General features: G+C 42.3%; 15 protein-coding genes and 1 pseudogene. 1 reads left to right on the top strand and 15 read right to left on the bottom strand.

Annotation, left to right across the window (positions count from 1 at the left end; genetic code table 11):
- Positions 1-57: 57 nt before the first annotated feature.
- The 15 genes and pseudogenes from ACQKMF_RS02320 to pruA form a co-directional block, all read right to left on the bottom strand.
- Entirely contained in the window at positions 58-3267 is a 3210-nt protein-coding gene (locus ACQKMF_RS02320) for an SNF2 helicase associated domain-containing protein (RefSeq protein WP_402939199.1), read from the bottom strand.
- 169 nt (positions 3268-3436) lie between these two features.
- A complete protein-coding gene (locus tag ACQKMF_RS02315) occupies positions 3437-3670 on the bottom strand; it encodes a hypothetical protein (RefSeq protein WP_098186276.1) in 234 nt (77 codons plus the stop codon).
- Positions 3667-4806, bottom strand: a complete 1140-nt coding sequence (locus ACQKMF_RS02310) for a GerAB/ArcD/ProY family transporter (RefSeq protein WP_402939203.1) — start codon at positions 4804-4806, stop codon at positions 3667-3669. The genes ACQKMF_RS02315 and ACQKMF_RS02310 overlap by 4 nt, the downstream gene beginning before the upstream one ends.
- Positions 4807-4827: 21 nt before the next feature.
- On the bottom strand, positions 4828-6054 hold the full coding sequence (locus ACQKMF_RS02305) for a Ger(x)C family spore germination protein (RefSeq protein WP_402939206.1): 1227 nt from the start codon (positions 6052-6054) through the stop codon (positions 4828-4830).
- A complete protein-coding gene (locus tag ACQKMF_RS02300) occupies positions 6044-7681 on the bottom strand; it encodes a spore germination protein (RefSeq protein ID WP_402939209.1) in 1638 nt (545 codons plus the stop codon). The genes ACQKMF_RS02305 and ACQKMF_RS02300 overlap by 11 nt, the downstream gene beginning before the upstream one ends.
- 178 nt (positions 7682-7859) lie before the next feature.
- On the bottom strand, positions 7860-8471 hold the full coding sequence (locus ACQKMF_RS02295) for a DedA family protein (protein ID WP_402939212.1): 612 nt from the start codon (positions 8469-8471) through the stop codon (positions 7860-7862).
- A gap of 83 nt (positions 8472-8554) precedes the next feature.
- Complete coding sequence (locus ACQKMF_RS02290) at positions 8555-9205, bottom strand: phosphatase PAP2 family protein (RefSeq protein ID WP_402939215.1); 651 nt, start codon at positions 9203-9205, stop codon at positions 8555-8557.
- 290 nt (positions 9206-9495) lie between these two features.
- Positions 9496-10731, bottom strand: coding sequence for a cytochrome P450 (locus ACQKMF_RS02285; RefSeq protein ID WP_427572403.1), 1236 nt, complete (start codon positions 10729-10731; stop codon positions 9496-9498).
- Positions 10732-11386: 655 nt separating this feature from the next.
- Positions 11387-11566: a DUF4083 domain-containing protein gene (locus tag ACQKMF_RS02280; protein WP_230176665.1), complete on the bottom strand. Its 180-nt coding sequence runs from the start codon at positions 11564-11566 to the stop codon at positions 11387-11389.
- Positions 11567-11690: 124 nt separating this feature from the next.
- The gene (locus tag ACQKMF_RS02275; RefSeq protein ID WP_101223087.1) at positions 11691-12362 is read right to left on the bottom strand and encodes a DUF975 family protein; all 672 of its coding nucleotides are present in this window, start codon (positions 12360-12362) and stop codon (positions 11691-11693) included.
- A 447-nt stretch (positions 12363-12809) separates the two neighbouring features.
- A pseudogene (locus ACQKMF_RS02270) lies at positions 12810-12998 on the bottom strand (M20/M25/M40 family metallo-hydrolase); the annotation flags it as partial.
- A gap of 117 nt (positions 12999-13115) precedes the next feature.
- Positions 13116-13370 (bottom strand): hypothetical protein, encoded by a 255-nt coding sequence (locus ACQKMF_RS02265; RefSeq protein ID WP_076364404.1) that lies wholly within the window; start codon positions 13368-13370, stop codon positions 13116-13118.
- A 35-nt stretch (positions 13371-13405) separates the two neighbouring features.
- On the bottom strand, positions 13406-14671 hold the full coding sequence (locus ACQKMF_RS02260) for a Glu/Leu/Phe/Val family dehydrogenase (RefSeq protein ID WP_260358427.1): 1266 nt from the start codon (positions 14669-14671) through the stop codon (positions 13406-13408).
- Between the two features lie 22 nt (positions 14672-14693).
- Positions 14694-15887: an ornithine--oxo-acid transaminase gene (locus ACQKMF_RS02255; protein ID WP_034309472.1), complete on the bottom strand. Its 1194-nt coding sequence runs from the start codon at positions 15885-15887 to the stop codon at positions 14694-14696.
- 18 nt (positions 15888-15905) lie between these two features.
- Positions 15906-17453: an L-glutamate gamma-semialdehyde dehydrogenase gene (gene pruA / locus ACQKMF_RS02250; protein WP_101223092.1), complete on the bottom strand. Its 1548-nt coding sequence runs from the start codon at positions 17451-17453 to the stop codon at positions 15906-15908.
- Positions 17454-17837: 384 nt separating this feature from the next.
- Here pruA and ACQKMF_RS02245 point away from each other — a divergent pair, with 384 nt between their 5' ends.
- The gene (locus tag ACQKMF_RS02245) at positions 17838-19250 is read left to right on the top strand and encodes a sigma-54 interaction domain-containing protein (protein ID WP_402939222.1); all 1413 of its coding nucleotides are present in this window, start codon (positions 17838-17840) and stop codon (positions 19248-19250) included.
- The last annotated feature ends 743 nt before the right edge of the window (positions 19251-19993 follow it).

The raw sequence follows: 19993 nt of genomic DNA, 5'->3' as shown, positions 1-19993 counted from the left end.
GAATGCTCCATAACTGAACTATTCGATTCATTAATAAGATTACCTTCAGCTGTTCCCTTATATCATCAAGATTTCCCTGATATCCTCTTCTGTAAGTGCAGACGACGATTTGTCTCCAGGGTCGATGATTTCTTCAATAAGGTGTCTCTTTTTCTCTTGAAGTTCATTCATTTTTTCTTCGATTGTGCCACGGGCAATAAGTTTGATGACTTGAACAGCATTCTTCTGTCCCATTCGATGGGCACGGTCCGCGGCTTGTTCTTCAACTGCCGGATTCCACCAAAGGTCATATAGAATGACTGTATCGGCACCTGTCAAGTTGAGACCCGTACCTCCCGCTTTCAATGAAATGAGGAATATATCCCGCTCTCCTGCATTAAATCGATTGCAAATTTCCACACGTTCCTTTGATGGGGTTTGTCCATCCAGGTAGAAAAAAGGTTGTCCCTTCATGGCCAAATCCCTGCCGATAATTTGAAGCATTTTTGTAAATTGCGAGAAAATCAGCACCCGTCTTCCAGAATGCTTCGATTCTTCGATAATTTGCATCAGTTGCTCATATTTAGCTGAACTGCCTTTATATCCGTCCACAAACAACGCGGGGTGACAGCATATTTGCCTAAGCCGGGTCAAGCCAGCGAGGATCCTGATCCGATTTTTCCGGAGGGTGTCCTTATCCAGGTGTTTCAGCGTATCATGCCGCAGCTTCGCCAGATAGGCCCCGTACAGTTTCTTCTGATCAGGAAGCAGTTCCATCGATTCCAGCGACTCGATTTTTTCCGGAAGTTCACCCAGCACGTCCTCTTTCATTCTCCGCAGCAAAAATGGGCGGATCCTGCGGGAAATCTGCTTCCTTGAGAGATTGCTATACTCCTTTAACCCCATGAATAGTTCAGGGAATACGACGTGGAAAAGGGACCAGAGCTCTTCTAGTGAATTCTCGATAGGCGTACCAGTCAACGCGAAGCGATGTGCCGCTTTTATCTTCTTGGCCGCTCGTGCCGTTTGTGTCACCGGGTTCTTAAAGGCCTGTGCCTCATCGAAAAACACCGTATGGAAGTCCTCTTTTTCAAACGACTTGATGTCTTTCCGAAGCAATGGATAAGAGGTGATCACTACATCCACGTCCTTCATTTCTTTAAGCAGCTTCGACCTTTCCGCCTTGTCTCCATCCACGACGACGGCTTGTATATCAGGAGCGAATTTAGTGAATTCACTAAGCCAATTGTAGGTCAATGATGATGGGCAGACAATAAGCGCCGGAACCCTTTTCTTACGGATGTCAGGTAGCTCGGATAAAATGAACGTGATGCTTTGCAGTGTTTTTCCCAAACCCATATCATCAGCAAGAATCCCGCCAAAACCGTATTGTGCAAGGATTTTCATCCATTTGTAGCCGTTTTTTTGATACTCGCGCAAAATCGGGTCCAGACTATTTGGCACCTTGAACTCCAAGGCGCCCGGATTCCTGATGTTATCCAAAAACTGCCGGAATGATTCTTCCATCGTGAATGTCTGGCTGTCTTGAACGGAGTCAAGGAGCTGGAGCCCTTTTATGATTGGCATGTTCAGTGTGCTTTCCAGGTCTTCATCCTGTACGGGCAGTGCATTCAGAAAACGATTGATTTCCTCGTATTCCCTTGTTTCAAGGGAAAGCAGCGATCCATTCCTTAAACGATAGTATTTCCTTTTTTCTTCAAGCGCTGCTAAGACCTCACGTATTTGTTTATCTGGGATATTATCCATTTCAAATTTGAATTCGAGCCAATTAGTACGCTCTTTTTTAATTTTCACCCTAATGCGCGGTGCAGCATTTCCACGGGAAATTCGGTTTCTTACAGCGGTCGTGGCATAGACTTGTACCAGCTTCTGGAGTTTAGGAACGATGTGGTACAAGAACTCATACTCCAACTCTTCGTTATGCAAGAAATAGCCGCCGTCCGTCTTGGCAAACTGGCTATCCTCCATCAGCTTTATTATCTCCGCCTCTTTCTCAACATCCCTTATGACCTTGGATTCCTGTTTTTCCAAAGGGTTGATCACGATATTTTCATAATGGAATTCCAGCCCGGCAAGCAGCCTGTTTTTCACTCGATCCAAGTATAGCTTTGCAACCAGCGGTGTCTTCAAAAACAATTCGGTGATGGATCTTGCTATATGGACTTCACCAAGTCTTCTCAAACCTGGTACCACTTTGTCCAGGAATAATTCCAGCTGGTCATGATGGATTGGAATTTGATTCATCCCCGAATCCTCCATCATTTGCTTCAACTCTGAAAGGCGTTGGAAATCCCCATCTTCAAGCTGAACCAATTTCCCCTCAAATAGGACCAATGTGTATGCATTCATGACGATCATCTCGTGCAGCCTTTTAATATTCAGGTGATAACCTTTGACCTCGCTTTCGGTAAAGTCAAACTGTAAAGGAAGCGGTCCGTTTGTTACACGAAAGCCATTGAATGTAAGGCCGCCATAGGCAAGCTTCACCATTGGCGCCTCTTCAAGGATGGGGACAAGCCTTCGGAAAGAAGATGGAGGCAAAAGTAATAAGTGATCGTCCAATGTATATTCAGATATATCCGTCAGGGCGTCCACGTAGACTTTTTCATCCGATATCACTGTAATGAGCTCCTGAAGCACGGAATCATTTTCATTTTGAAAACAATGCAGCACCGGGTCATATATAAATGAAGGGGACACTTGGGCAGGCTTTCCTTCTTTAACTCGCTTCAGGAAATCCCGGACATTCGACACATTGAGAGAACCGATTTTCATTTCCAGTCCTAACATATATTGGTCCATGCCCATCCATACTGGTTTACACGTAAATTCCGCTTCAAGCATCTTTCTTTTTTCAAAATGGCGCTGATGACCGCTTTTGCGTACAGGCTGATTATTGAAAAGGGTCAGCAAGCCCTCTGACAACTTCTCATGGGCTGTAGCATCAGAACCGGCTGCATGCAGGCCTTCAGGAATCGTTCCATCTCGCTGATGGTCGTATACCGACAGCAGGACAGCTGCAATATGCTGGCAATCCCTAGGGAAGGAAGCTAGCACAGGACAGCTGCATTTCGTCTGAAATCCGCCGACTGCATCCACTTCAATCGTGACATGGAAGTCTTCCTTGCCTCTAACCGATGCTTCACAGCCATCATGACGATAGCTTTCAAATGTCACTTTATTGGCACGATGAAAAGCTTCCCCTCTTTTGAAGGAGACGGCCCCGCACATGTCTTTTATGATTTTTTGATTTAATTTGATATCCAAATTGCCGTCCTCCTCCCGGGGGTTTTTTGTTGAGTGATTTTACATTCCGCTGAAAATATCTCATTTTATCATCATACTATGAAATGGGTTTACAGGGTGGAAAAAAGCAAAAAGACAAACTCCCCTATTCGGAGTTCATCTCAATTTTTCAGCAACGGGAATTGCAACTTCATTGTTGTCCTTTGACCTGGTTCTTTTTCTTTTTTTTTCGATAAAAGAAGCTGAATACAAGGAATGCAAGAAGAATGTAAAAAAGGATAAGTTCAGCGGGGTCCTTCACCAAAAATGGGTTAAAGGCATGCTTGATTGAATTATCCAAATCAAATCCCAATAGAATATCCATACCTAAAGATATGACCACTAAAGGGGTCAGAAGCAAAAGCGTAATACCGAAGAATTTCATTTTTGATCAACTCCGCCTTGGAACTTATTTTGTTGCTGGCCTTTCCTTTTTTTCCGATTCTTAAAAAAGGCAATGATCAAGAGAACTAACGGGATGATCACCTGAAATGGCAGATGGATGTAATTTGGTACGACATCTAGCCCTTCATAGATATGTTCCGTATAGCTGCTTGACATAATGATCGAAATCAATAAAATGACGATGCCAACAGGGTATGCAAGTCTGGAGGGCTGTTTAACATTGAAAACATTCGCCGTACCCGTTACCGCTACATAAGTTAATACACTTATCTTGATGAACCCGCCAATCAACAACAAAAACAAGAAGTACACATCGAGACGTTCAAGAAAGCCAGCGACCTCTATGGACTGTATGAGGGTAAGAAGAGGGTATTGCGAACGTGTCGTAAGGTCCACACCAAGTACAGCAACATTCACAGCCATTATGACCGCGAGAAAAATACCGCTTGTCGCCAAGCTCCCTATCCCAATTTTTTTCAGTCGCTGAGGTTCGTTCAAATAAGGAAAAATCATTAAAAACACTATGATCTCGCCAAATGGAAAAAATACGGTTTTAGTGAAGCCCATTTTCACCATCTCTGTCCCGCCCATTTCAAAAATGGGTTTTAAGTTGTTTAAATGGATCATGCCTGAAGCAATAATCAGAAGCATGAAGGTCATTAAAAGTAAATTCTCCAAGACAAAGAATAGTTCCCCCGTCCTCGCCAATACTTCTATCCCTTTACGGACCGTATACACCACGACTAAAATGAATGCTGCGTTCGCAACAAATAACGGAATATGAGGATAGGCAAAAGTAAGGAGTGTATCTCCGAAATCCCTCAGACACCTTGCAGCAAGATAGATCAAATAAAGGATGTATAGAAAAGCTACGATCCTGCCTAGAAAATTTCCCAATATATGTTTTACAAACTCTGTTAACAGCTGCTCAGGGTAGTATTGAAAAAGGCCATAATAAACGAAAAATAATAAAAATCCGCCTGTCATCGCAATAAGGATGACTAGCCAAGCAGCCTGCTTGGCTTCACCGGCAAGCGGAACCAAAAGTGCACTGCCCATTTCAAACATGAAAATAAGGACGAACAGCTGGTAACCGCTGATTTTTGCCTTTTCCATGAGAATGCCACTTCCTTTCCATTATTGATCTTTCTTTTTTAAATTTGAAAGAAATGGCTTATTACGTAATCCGGTACGGCGAATGAAAGTTTCTACCTGCACATCAACTTCCAGTTTAGGAAAAGTATCGTCGTCCCAGTTTTTCTCTAGTTTCTTCCATTCTTTCGGATGGGATTCGTGCATGAGCTCCCCAAAGCCAAAAATATCGGATTTATTTTTTTGTGCCCGAACGATCGCACCTTCCATCTCCTTCTTCAATTCTTTCGCTAACTTCTTTTCAATATCTATCAGAACATGCATATCGGTTAGATTCAAAGGAACATTCACCTCCCGGACATCTCCCTCTGCACGGACCTTTATCGATATTTTCGGTTTGCCGTTTACCAATTTTACCCCGACGTTGGTTTTTTGCCGAATAACTGAATAGGTGATTGCGTCTTTTTTACCCTCCCAATCAAGGTTTAAATAGGTATTTTCGATCCTATCCAATACCCACATTGATCCTGTTGCCTTATCACCATCCAGCCAGTCAATCAATTTTCCATCTTTAAAAACACCTATCCCTGCTGCAGTAGGGTTTGCCTCAATATCCGAGGACATAGTATTCTCCATTTTATTTTCCTTACCCGTGTTTCCTTTCACGGTAAAACCGCTTATTATCGGTTCTTTTCCGGTACTAAGCAGATTCTTGATCGTTTCTTGGAGATTGATGCTAATACTTTTCCCCTGGGTTTTTTCAGTGGTTTCAATCGTCCTAATGACTTTTTCAGCAGATACCTTATCGATTGCAGTTAACGTTTCTACAATATCCCTTGCTTTCACACCCCGGGCAATCACGATCCTCGTAGTTGCCCTGAATTCCGGTGAGCGCTCAAACGCATCGAAAATATCGTTGAGGCCCTCCTCTTTTGCTAGTTCCTCACCGATGACAACCAGGTTGGCATGAGCAAAATACATATCTCGGGAGATTTTCGTTGAAGCGATGCTATCCAGGTCAAGCACATTATTTCCGGTGGCCCTATAAATGGATATCGGTGGATTTGTCCCGCCGCCGCCCTGAAGAGCTCCCGCTACATTGCTTGGATTGATGATTTGGAACGTTCCCACTAACTTTCCTTCTTTATTTCTATCGAGTCCGACCGCCGAGACGATGGCCATTTCGTTTAACTCTGTTTTATCCCAACAGCCTGTGGTGAATGTGGTGGCGATTAACATCATCAAGAGCGGAACTAATCTTTTACGATTCATTGCCTTCACCTTTTTTCCCGTCAGAAGTTTTCATTCCGCGCGATTCAGGAGGCAATGGTCTTTGATTCTCGCCTTCCCTTATCAGATTATTTTCGTTGGTTAAAAATTTTGGCCTTTCCTTAAATGCCCACATGGGTCTTCTGAAGAATGTGTCACCCAACCCTTCCGGATTCAGAGGGGCGAGCGGTGTCATATAAGGAACTCCAAGTGAACGCAGGCTGCATAAATGGACAATAAGGACGATAAAGGCTAAAATCATCCCATAAAAGCCTAAAGTGCCGGCACAAATAATGAATCCGAACCGCACAATGCGTGCAGAAATCGCTATGGAATAAGAAGGGGTTGCGAAACTGGCAATCGCCGTGATCGAGACGATGATGACCATTGCCGGCGATACGATACCAGCCTGGACAGCCGCCTGCCCGATGACCAATGCTCCGACAATGGACATCGTCGAACCAACGGCCTTTGGCATCCGAAGACTTGCTTCCCGTAATATTTCAAAGGTCATTTCCATAAGAAGCGCTTCAACGACGGCAGGCAAAGGAACCGTTTCCCTTTGGGCCGCTACAATGACCAGCAACTTCGTTGGAATCATTTCCTGATGAAAAGTCGTGGCTGCAACATAGACAGCCGGCCCGACTATCGAGATGATGAAAACGATGATCCGTAAAAAACGTGTGGCTGAAGCAATGTCGAAGCGATTATAGTAGTCTTCGACAGATTGGAAAAACTGTACGAATATTGCCGGTGCCACCAGGACAAAAGGCGTTCCATTAACGAATATCGCCACTCTTCCTTCCAGAAGGTTTCCTGCGACCATATCCGGTCTTTCTGTATGGTTAAGGGTTGGGAATGGGGTCATGACCTGGTCTTCTATCAATTGTTCAATATATCCTGATTCAAGAATGCTATCGATGTTAATTCGATTTAAGCGCTTCTTGACCTCCTCGACGATCCCTTCTTTAACAATTCCATTTATATACATGATGGAAACGTCCGTTTTTGTCACCGTGCCTATTTTCATCGACTCTATCCATAAATCCGGGGTATTGATGATCCGGCGTAACATGGCAATGTTCGTTCCAATCGATTCCGTAAACCCTTCCCTTGATCCCCGGACAGTCAAATGCGTGCTTGGTTCCTGAATCGAGCGCCGCTCTCCCCCTTTTGTACTGGCAACAAGGGCTATGTTGATACCATCAACAAAAATGATGCTGTCCCCTGATAATAAGGATAAAAATAGTTTTTCCCAGTCCGTGACCGTTTCTACACCACCGAGGGAAACCACGTCCTCAGAGATTACATCCAACGCTTCTTGTGGAAGTATTTTTTCTGATAGATGAGGATTTTTCATGATTGATTCAATTAAAAAGTCCGTAACGCTTGGATTATCAATCAGACCCTGCACATACAAAATAGTTGTTTTAATCTCCGGATTTTGCCCGATTTTCAGCGTTCGGATAATGATGTCGGGACTTTTTCCCGTCTTTTTCTTCACGATTTCCAGATTGGCCGAAAGGGAACTTTCAATATAATCAGGCGTTTTGCTTTTGGATTGACTTTCATCTTCCTTTTTCTTTTCACGTTGCTTCACTTGTCTCTTTTGTTTGAAAAAAGAAGCCATAGCACCGAACCTCATTCCTTTTTCGTTTCACTCATTTTGTCCAAAGCACTCCCCCTTTATTCTGGTTCAGCCTACTTCCTTCCATACAAAAAAGGCTGTCGCAATGACAGCCTTTGATGGTCATATTCGGTTTGGGAATGAAGTGCCGATGATAACGGCCCAATCAACTAAACTGAAATTATACTTTGCCTTTATTCCTTCTAAAAATCAAAACAACGAAAGCAATCAATAGCAAGGCCAGTATCGCATATACGATGTTTGAATAAATGTCCATGTACCCTACAATATCTTCCCACGAAGAGCCAACTGCTGCCCCGATATTCACCAAGATGATGTTCCAAATTAATGTTCCGGATGTTGTGTAAAGCAGGAAGAGCCAAAAGCTCATATGGGACATCCCTGCTGGAATCGAGATCAAACTTCTGATTAGCGGAACCAATCTACAGAAAAACACGGTCCATGCCCCATACTTGTCAAACCAAGAATTCGCCTTATGGACGTCCGACACCGTTAACCGAAAAATATGGCCCCATCTTTCCACGAACTTTTCAATGACCTTCACATCAAGAAGTAAACCAATTCCATAAAGGACGACTGCCCCTGCCACTGACCCAATAGTCGCAGCGATCACGACACCCATAATCGTCATATCCGCTGTTGTCGTCATGAAACCGCCAAAAGTAAGAATGACCTCAGACGGGATCGGCGGGAAAATATTCTCCAATGCTATTAATAGAAAGATTCCCATATACCCAAAATCATTCATGAATTCCGTAATCCAGTTTTCCATTTAATACGCTCCTAACTTTCTTGAATCAACAGCTGGCATGTTACCTGCCGGCTGCTTATCTTGCAATAACCTTGCTCCCTTTATTAACGATCTTTGTTCTTCCTCCGGTCTTGATACCTTTGGAAAAACCAGATGGAAATCGCAATCCAACAACCGCCCGCCAAATACCCGGCAATGATATCACTAGGATAATGGACCCCCAAATATATTCGGCTAATACCTATCGAGAGAATCATGATCATGCTGATCAGAATCAATAGAATCCTTGCCCACCTAGCCGTAATGTGACGCCATAGCAAAAATGTAAGAATACCGTATAAAGAAAATGCATTCATGGCATGTCCACTTGGGAAACTGTACCCCCCAATTTCGATGAGTCGATGTAAATCGGGCCGGGCGCGTTGAAAGAATAGCTTAACCATCAAATTGAGAAGAGGTGAACCCACCATGACTGCAGTGAATAAGACTAGTTCCAAACGATGCTTCAAAACCCTATATAGGAAAAACAAAATGACCAAGGAAAGGATGATCAGGGAAACGGTTGAACCTATGTAGGTAAAGAACTTCATGATGTCCGTGAGAAGTGGAGACTCCCATCCCTGCACCAAGGAAATCACATCTTCATCAAATTTCAGGTATTCATTTGCACTTATGGTAAATGCCATGAAACTGAACCCGATTAAAGAAAGTACACTTACTATAAAGGCAATGGTTAATTGCTGCTTTAATTTCATAATAACATCCTTTCACTTATTTAAAACCGATTCATATGCAAATTTCCATTTTATCATATCTTCTACATTGCATGGTGAGTGTAATCGCCCGCCAACCGAATTCAGGAATTTGCCTGGGCACAAAATTTACTACTTTATCATACTACTCCATTCGTCATTGTCACCTCAACTTCAGGTTACTATAAGATTTCCCGACGACTACAGGAACATCAACTCGATTTAAAGGGTGCCATTCAACATGCAAAAAGAAAAAAACCTTATGCAGGTTAGGGCACAAGGTTTTTCGTTTTTTAAATGCGGCTTGCCTTAAGCGGTAATGATGTCAAAGTTTGCCCGGTCGCTGAATCGGTAAGATTCTCTTCTAACTGGAACGATGGCACTGCTTCAATATGCTTGAATTTCTTCAGGAAGGCAGTAAGCGCAATCTTCGCTTCCAGCCTGGCTAGCGGCGCTCCCAGGCAGAAATGCGGGCCATTTCCGAAGGTGAGATGCTTCTTATTATTAGGGCGGTGGATATTAAGGGTGAAGGGGTCTTCAAACATCTCTTCATCCATATTAGCTGCACTCATCCAAACAACCACGTTATCCCCTTCTTTCAATTCCACTCCCAATAGATCGTTATCTTCCTTTACGGTTCGATCCAATTTAATAAGATTGAATCGGAATCGGAGCATTTCTTCGACCGCCTGCGGAACTAAATCCAGGTTTTCATGTAACTCTTGATAAACTTCCTTGTCATCATATAGCAGGGAATAAAAGCTATTGGCCAGTAAATGACTAGTTGTCTCTACCCCTGCCCCTAAAATCAGCATGGTCGTCCGGACAACCTCATCATCCGTAAACATTTCCCCATCCACTTCTGACTTCAATAGATCTGAGATGATATCATCCGCCGGGTTCAATCGTTTTTGCACAACAATCGGATACAAATACTGATAGTATTCTTTTGCGGCCACTTGCTTCAATTTATCTACTTCTTCTTGTTTTTCTCTATCAAAAGGAAGAAATAAGGTATCCACCCATTTCTTAAACAATAAACGATCTTTCGAGGGAACGCCCATCAAATCCGACATGACAATGATCGGAAGCGGACTCGCCAATGATTGTACAATATCGATTTCCGTTTCCTCATCCATTTGTCCAATCAACTCATCCGTAATTTCCTGAATGCGAGGTTCCCAGTTTTGAAGACTTCTAGGTGTGAATGCTGCGGCCAACAGTGAACGGCGTTTTCTATGCTCAGGTGGATCCGCCTCAGTAATTTTGATTTTATCAGGCACAGAACCTTCCTCACTATCCGTTCCAACCGATATGGTAGTCCGTTTACGCACACTTGAAAAATGTTTATAATCACTGAGAACCCGCTTCACATCTTCATATTTAAAAACATTCCACGTATCCGTTCCTTCGTGATAACTCACCGGGTCATTTTCTAACATCCGTTTACACCAAGCGTACGGACTGAATTCCTCCGTCCGTGTTTTAAACCTAGTAATTTCTTTTACTGCAATAACTTCTTTCATGATACCGACTCCTCCCACTTCTTAAAAGTTACCTAACAAAAGGATCGAATGTTCAGCATTACCATCTCAGTCGATTTGTTAAAGGGTCGAGCATTCCTGATAGACTTTTTCACCATATCCTTAAATACACATCTATTCCATTATAGGGTAAAACCCCGCAACAAACCATGCATCTTCCATACCAGCAGCCTTACATGAAATTTGCCCCACAATCCCAACAACCCTATGTAAAACTGCTTATTTTTTACAATTCCCTTTCTTTTTCTATTTTTTTATGTCTCTCAATTGAAGCTTAAAATCCAATCCTCATTTTCATATTCGGTGAAAGTCCTTTCACTAAGTTATTTCAGTATAAATTATTTTTATAATACCCGAGTTTGATTCTGAATGAATCCACTGCATGGAAAAACGGCTGCACAATGCAGCCGTCAGGTTAGTTAATCCCTCACTGGATTTAAGTGAATTTGTGACACTCCTGCCGAATAACTGGGATGGCCGAGACCCCACAGCCGGTTGCGGTGAGGAGGCTTTGGCAGGCAATCGGCGGAAAGGTAGCGGATTTCTGAAATCAAGCTGGAAATTTTTAAAAGAAAAAAACTGCAGGCAGACTCGCTTTTCTTCGAGTTTGTCTACAGTCTGAACGGCTGCACTGTAGCCGTCAATTTTTGCCCCTTTTAATCAGTTCATGCAAATCATCCATCTTCTTTTCCATGATATCCAGTCTTGTTTTACGGTGCTTGATTGAACGGAAAAGAGATACGGTTCCCACGATGATCAGGATTAGAAATACAAGACAAAACAATTGGTATACCATATCCGCAATATTATACCCACTCACTATGTAATCCCCCTAAATGGCATTCTCAATATTCTATTATACACCAGGCAAAATGAACAATTTAACCTTTTTAAGGGGAATCGGGAATAAAAAAACCGATAGCCAGTTGCTATCGGTTGATCTTTTATACCTCTAATTGTTGATCGTCATCTTGTGGCACAATTAATTCATTATAAAATGCAGCCATTGTTGTTCCTGCATAAGGAATCAACCATAGTAAACCAATTCCCAGCGTGAACATGCTAAGGATGCCCCATCCGATGAAGCTTAGGTGCATAAGGAAATACTTCCATTTCAAGCCCTTCATCCTTTTTCTGCTTTCTGTAATGCTTTCAAGCACCGTGTATTCAGGATGATCCTTCAATAAGAAAAACACCTGCGAATAGGCGATGCCTTTGATGATACCCGGAATGATTAATAATAATGACCATAAAAAAATGAAAATACCTTGTAAGATGGATGCCCCAATAAGCTTGAAAGAGGTTTTTCCTTCTTTATAGATAGCAAATACTTCTGGAATATCAGGGTTTCCTTCCCTAACCAAATTCAGGTAGAACCAAGTGGTTGAAATGGTAAGCGGGATTAAGGCAATGGAAAAGACGAGACTGAAGATATCAGACCATATCGGTGTTTCTTCCTGCATGAGCCATTGTGAAAACCCACCGCTTCCTATCACTTCGACAATTAAAGGTAAAATGATGTTGATCAAGAACAGAAGCAACATCAGCGATACAGTTACTCCCCATTTACCTCCCAACGACTGAAGGGCGTTCCTTTTTAATTCTGAGATTCTCATACTCCTATTTAACTCCCCTTTTTTAAACAGCGGAATTCTGAATATTCACCATTTAATTGTAAAATCTGGTCGAATAAAGAAAAACCACTATTTTTTTGATGTTTAAATCCCATGTTGTATTCTAACATAATATTTCTAGCTGTGGGCTTAATTTCCTAGAAAGCACACACAGATAAAGAAAAGCTGTTGAATCGGTTTCGAGCAACCATGAACAACTCCTTTCTCGCCTTGGCTATTGGCTTGTAACAGTTTATGAAAGCGAATATGACAATATGCCATCAATCATTCAGTGCCATAAACCATTTAATTCCTTCCATTTGAAAAAACCTTCGCGTAACCATACCCAATTAAGTGTACGGTCAGCGAAGGTGCTTTCATAGATTTTGGATAATGTACTTTCTAGTTCCTTTTTCCTTCTCCCAGATAGACCGGGCCACTCATTTAATTCTATCCTAAAATCATTCGAACAACGTGTATAAAAATGTTAACACCATACTCTATGGCATCTTCGTCAAAAGTAAAACGCGGATGATGGTGGGGGTAGGTTATTCCCTTTTCCTTATTCCCAGCTCCTATCAAGAAATAATTGCTAGGTGCCTTTTGTCGGAAAGCCGAAAAGTCCTCAGCCCCCATCGTTTTTTCTTTTCAAACTTTTTCCTGGCTTTGTCATCACCATATAAATCATCACAACAAAAAAAAGAGCACCCCAAAGCAGAAATCACTTCCGCCTTTGGAACACCCTCTTTCCTATAATCAATCAGAGCCAGTTATAACAAAATCGTCTTGGAGCAAAGCTAAAGGAAGCTTTCTATTTATAGGATCCCCTGCCGAAACATTAATTTCAGTAATGTGACCACTGGCACCTATTGAAACATCAATCAATTTCCCATCCTCCGTTTTCACTAAAAAGAGCCTCTCCCATTCATAAACATAGGAATTCTTTTGAACGTAAACTTGTTCGACGGTCCCATCCTGAGCACACTCGATGGTATGAATCGGTTTTAACACGGAATCACTCCTCCACTCTCCATTATTTGGCTAGCTTATACCCAGCCACGGAATATCGAGGCTTCTGCCATTTTTCTGACACCCACCATATACGCTGCCAGCCTCATATCCACTTTTCTTGTCTCGGACATTTCATATACTTGATTAAATGAATTGACCAATAACTCTTTTAATTTGGTTTGGACTTCTGCATCTTCCCAATAATAACCTTGATTATTTTGAACCCATTCAAAGTAAGAAACTGTCACACCGCCTGAGCTTGCCAATACATCAGGTACGAGAAGCACATTGCGTTCCGTCAAGATCTTGGTTGCCTCCAAAGTGGTAGGTCCATTAGCTGCTTCCACAACAATTTGGGCTTTGATAAGATGTGCATTTTCTTTGGTGATTTGATTGGAAATGGCAGCAGGCACTAAAATATCACAATCTTGTTCCAGAAGCTCCTGGTTGGTGATTGTATTATCGAATAGTGTCGTTACCGTTCCAAAGCTATCCCTTTTATCAAGTAAGTAATCGATATCCAGACCATCCGGTTTATAGATGGCACCATATGCGTCCGATATGCCAATCACTTTCGCACCAGCATCATGCATGAATTTGGCCAAAAAGCTTCCTGCGTTCCCAAACCCTTGGACGATGATGCGTGCACCTTTCAATTCTATGCCCTTACGCTTTGCCGCTTCCTCGATACAGATGGTGACACCTTGTGCCGTCGCCTTTTCCCTACCGTGTGAACCGCCCAGTACCAGTGGCTTGCCTGTAATGAAACCAGGCGAATCGTGTTCTCTTATTCTACTGTATTCGTCCATCATCCATGCCATGATTTGTGAATTCGTATAAACATCCGGGGCCGGAATATCTTTAGTCGGCCCCACTATTTGGCTGATTGCCCGAACGTATCCACGGCTAAGCCTTTCCAATTCACCGATGGACATTTGGCGCGGATCACAGATGATGCCGCCTTTTCCTCCGCCATATGGCAGATTCACGATTCCGCATTTCAAACTCATCCACATTGAAAGTGCCTTGACTTCTTCCTCATCGACTTCAGGATGAAAACGGATTCCGCCTTTCGTCGGACCTACAGCATCGTTGTGCTGTGCACGGTATCCAGTGAAAATCTTCGTCGAATTGTCATCCATCTTGATTGGAATCCGGACGGTCAGCATCCGAAGAGGTTCCTTCAAAAGCTCGAACACTTCTTCAGAATAGCCAAGCTTATCCAGCGCCTCCTTGATTACGACCTGTGTTGAATCAAGCAAACTGGCAGTTTCTTTTTCTTCTTTGACTGTTGTACTCAATTGAATTCACCTCATAGGTATATTAGGATAAAACTTTTTTAATGCGTTCGATTGCCCAATCCAAGTCTTCTTTTGTAATCACTAATGGCGGAGCAAAACGGATAACTGTATCATGTGTTTCTTTACATAGCAATTTTTCTTCTTTAAGCTGCTCACAATAAGGTCTTGCTGCTTCCGTTAATTCGACTCCGATGAATAAGCCTCTGCCGCGGATATCTTTAATCATTGGATTCTTGATTTCTTTTAAACTATCCATAAAGTATTGTCCAAGCTCCAATGAACGTTCAGCAAGCTTCTCTTCTTCAAGGACTTCCAATGAAGCGATGGAAACCGCACATGCCAATGGATTGCCGCCGAATGTAGAACCATGGGAACCAGGATTGAATACGCCAAGGATTTCACGGTTTGCAGCTACGCAAGAGATTGGGAAAACCCCGCCGCCCAGCGCTTTACCTAAAATGTACATATCCGGAACTACTCCATCCCAGTCAGAGGCGAACATTTTTCCTGAACGTCCAAGTCCTGACTGAATTTCATCAGAAACGAATAGGACATTATTTTCTTTACATAAGTCGTAAGCTTCTTTCAAGAATCCTTGTGGCGGTATGATGATTCCCGCTTCACCTTGAATCGGTTCGATTAAAAATCCAGCCGTTTGCGGTGTAATCGCTTCTTTCAATGCATCAAGGTCGCCGTAAGGGATAAGCTTGATTCCTGGCAGCATCGGTCCAAAGCCCCTTCTATATTCATCATCGGATGACAAGGACACTGCTGCCATCGTCCGGCCGTGGAAATTCCCGATACATGCAATGATTTCAGCTTGGTTTTCTGCGATTCCCTTAACATCATAACCCCAGCGTCTAACAGCTTTGATTGCAGTTTCAACAGCTTCAGCACCTGTATTCATAGGCAGTGCCATGTCTTTTTGCGTAATGCGCGAAACCATTTCATACCATGGTCCTAATTTATCACTATGGAATGCACGGGACGTTAATGTTACGCGATCAGCTTGTTTTTTTAATTCGTCGATGATTTTCGGATGCCTGTGGCCTTGGTTCACTGCTGAATAGGCACTAAGCATATCCATATATTTGTTGCCTTCAGGATCTTCAACCCAAACTCCTTCTGCTTTCGAAATGACGATTGGAAGTGGATTATAATTGTTTGCACCATATTGTTCTGTTTGCTCGATTAATTTTTCCGTTAATGTTGTCATGTTGATTCCCCCTAAGATTTATAGCGTTTCAGAAGTTGTTTTTCCTTGAAGATGAAGAACTAAATAATCAGGACCGCCCGCTTTTGAATCTGTACCTGACATATTGAATCCGCCAAATGGCTGGTATCCTACAATTGCACCAGTACAGCCGCGATTGAAGTACAAGTTACCTACGTGGAAATCCTCACGCGCTTGTTCGATATGTTCAATGTTGTTCGAGATGACCGCACCCGTTAATCCATAATCCGTGTTATTGGCAATCTCGATTGCATGATTGAAATCTTTTGCCTTACAGAATGCAACCACTGGTCCAAAAATCTCTTCTTTCATGACACGTGCGTTCTCATCCACATCGGCAATGATAGTTGGCTGGATGAAGAAACCTTTTGAATTGTCTCCTTCTCCCCCTGTAACAATTTTCCCTTCTTCTTTACCGATTTCAACGTAGCTCATGACTTTGTCGTAAGCTGCTTGATCGATAACCGGACCCATGAAATTGTTTAGATCTGTTGGTTCCCCGACTGTTTTTTCTTTCGTTAATTCAATGGCACGATTCAAGACTTGGTCATATACATCTTCCACTATTACGGCACGTGAACAAGCAGAACATTTTTGACCGGAGAATCCGAATGCAGAAGCGACAATTGATTGTGCCGCCAATTCCAGATCAGCCTCTTTATCAACAACGATCGTATCTTTACCGCCCATTTCAGCGATGACACGTTTTAACCAAATTTGGCCTTCATGAACTTTTGCCGCACGCTCATAAATACGGATTCCAACATCACGAGATCCAGTAAAGCTGATGAAACGTGTACGAGGATGATCTACCAAATAATCTCCAACTTCAGCACCGCTTCCTGGAATGAAGTTCACAACTCCTGCAGGCATGCCCGCTTCTTCCAGCACTTCGATGAATTTAGCTGCAATGACCGGTGTTGTACTGGCCGGTTTCAATAAGACCGTATTTCCTGAAACAAGAGCTGCCGTCGTCATGCCTGCCATGATCGCAAACGGGAAGTTCCAAGGTGAGATGATGACACCGACACCAAGCGGAATATAATTGAAAGCATTGTGTTCAATCGGACGGCTTTCCACTGGCATGCCGTCTTTAAGCTTCAGCATTTGACGTGCATAGTATTCCATGAAGTCGATCGCTTCCGCTGTATCCGCATCCGCTTCATTCCAAGGCTTTCCTGCTTCTTTCACCAATAGAGCCGAGAAATAGTGTTTTCTTCTCCGTACGATGGCTGCAGCCCTGAATAAAATATTTGCACGCACTTCCGCTTTCGTTTTTCTCCAAGTTTGGAATGTCTTATCTGCCGCTTGCATAGCTTGCTCAGCAAGATCCTTATTCGCTTTGGATACGGTTCCAATAACTTCTTCTTTATTTGCTGGGTTTACAGAGGTAATGACTTCATCAGTAAACACTTTTTCACCATTAATGATCAACGGATATTTCTTCCCTAAATCATTAGCTACATCATTCAATGCCGCTTGAAAAGCTTTATTGTTTTCTTCGATTTTAAAATTAGTAAATGGTTCGTGTTTATATGTTTGGACCATTATAGCTCATCTCCCTAAAATTTTATGTTTTTTTCTTCACCCTTACTTAACAAGCAAGTTCCGTGCCAACTTTTCATTTTTTTGAAAAAATAATGATATTTCATTAGATATGCAATGAAATTCAGCACTTTTGGGGCAAAATTGACATAGTATGCCATCTTTTTTTGCTCTAATCCCTATTTATGTCGCTTAAACCTTACACTTTTTATTAATGCAAGATTCATGCCAACTATAAAAACCATAAAAAACAGTGTTTTTTCACTTTTTCCGCAAAATATTTTTGCACTTCGATGCAAAATTATCTTGCTGTGCAAATTTTATTTGCGCCTTTACTTCAATTCCTCTACAATAGCTCTAAGAAAAGAAGAAAAACGGGAGGCATTCATGAATTTAGATCAAATCATTAAAATAGATGGTTTCCAATCCATCCTCTATTCGCTTGTGGATGTAATCGATACAGGGATACATATAATCGATATAAAAGGGCGGACCATTGTATATAACAAGAAAATGGCAGAAATAGAAGGAATGGATTCAGAAGAAGTGTTAGGGAAGAAGATTCACGAAATCTTTAAATTCAAGGAAGAAACGGAGAGTACATTAATAAGGGCACTTCATTCGGGTAAGACAACCGAGAACTCGAAGCAGACCTACTTCAATAATCTTGGTCAGGAAATTACAACAATCAATAATACGTTTCCGATTTTGGATCAAAAGCAAAATATCATCGGAGCAATTGAAGTGGCAAAGGATATAACGAATCTGGAAAGAATCATTAAAGATAATATCTTAAATAAGGGCGATACCAAATATACGTTTGACAGCATCATCGGAACGAGTGAAAATTTCCTGGAAGTCATAGAAAAGAGCAAGCGCTCGACCAGAACGGCATCCTCCATCCTCGTCGTCGGAGAAACGGGCACAGGAAAAGAGCTCTTCGCCCAAAGCATCCATAATGGCAGCAGCCGTTCGACACATCCTTTCATCAGCCAAAACTGTGCTGCCCTGCCAGATAGTCTAATTGAAGGAATACTCTTCGGAACAAAGAAAGGCGCCTTCACCGGATCGATTGAAAGGCCTGGATTATTCGAACAGGCACAGGGCGGTACCATCCTGCTCGATGAAATCAACTCATTAAATCCGAACATGCAAGCAAAATTATTACGAGCCCTTCAAGAAAGGACGATTCGCCGTGTTGGGGATACAAAGGATAAAAAAATTGACGTTAGGGTCATTGCAACGATAAATGAAGATCCGATAGATGCCATTGCAAATGATCATTTACGAAAGGATTTATACTACCGATTAAGTGTCGTTTCGTTATTCATCCCGCCTCTTCGTGAACGGAAAGAGGATATTCCTCTGCTGGCGCAATCCTTCATCGAGAAATTCAATGCGCTGTTCGAATTGAATATAGAAGGAATCAGCGAAGATGTCTACTCGCTTTTTTATGATTACGACTGGCCCGGGAACGTAAGGGAACTTGAACATATCATTGAGGGGGCCATGAATTTAATGGAACCTGGCGATACAAAGATTGCCATCACCCACCTTCCGGCTCTATTTAGGAAGAAAGCCCATTTGGAAGACATTCGTCCCGATAAAAAAGAAAATCATGAAAATGGAGATTTACAGGAGTCGACCTTATCTCTTGATGATTATATCGCCCATACTGAAAAGCAATACTTGGAGAAGATTTTAAAAGAACATGGGATGAATATCTCCAAAGCAGCCAAGGCCCTGAATATTAGCCGCCAAAGTCTTCAATACCGCTTGAAAAAGTATCAGGTCAAATAACACAAAGAAGGCCCCCATTATATATAAGGTGGGCCCTTTAGTTTATCGGCGGAAAGCGAGCGGGTTTCATGCGTATACCCTAAAATAAATGCCCAAATTCCGAATAGTGAGGTGAAGGTTAAAAAAATTCGTGAACGGTTGAATTAAGTTACGTGTAGGTCGAATTAATGCATCAACGGTCGAATTAAATCCCGTGTAGGTCGAATTAAATGCCATGTAGGTTGAATTAATGCTTCAACGGTCGAATTAAATGCCATGTAGGTCGAATTAATGCATCAACGGTCGAATTAAATCCCGTGTAGGTCGAATTAAATGCCATGTAGGTCGAATTAATGCTTCAACGATCGAATTAAGGGTCGAATTTATGCCCCAACGGTCGAATTAAGGGTCGAATTTATGCCCCAACGGTCGAATTAAATCCCATGTAGGTCGAATTAATGCTTCAACGGTCGAATTAAGGGTCGAATTTATGCCCCAACGGTCGAATTAAATCCCATGTAGGTCGAATTAATGCTTCAACGGTCGAATTAAATCCCGTGTAGGTCGAATTAATGCATCAACGGGCGAATTAAATGCCATGTAGGTCGAATTAATGCTTCAAACGGTCGAATTAAATCCCGTGTAGGTCGAATTAATGCATCAACGGGCGAATTAAATCCCGTGTAGGTCGAATTAATGCATCAACGGGCGAATTAAATCCCGTGTAGGTCGAATTAATGCATCAACGGGCGAATTAAATCCCG

Source organism: Peribacillus sp. NPDC101480, from assembly GCF_050277335.1.
In the GTDB taxonomy this organism is placed as follows: Bacteria; Bacillota; Bacilli; order Bacillales; family DSM-1321; genus Peribacillus.
Note: the sequence above shows the minus strand (reverse complement) of the source record. Positions and strands in the feature narration are given on the sequence as shown.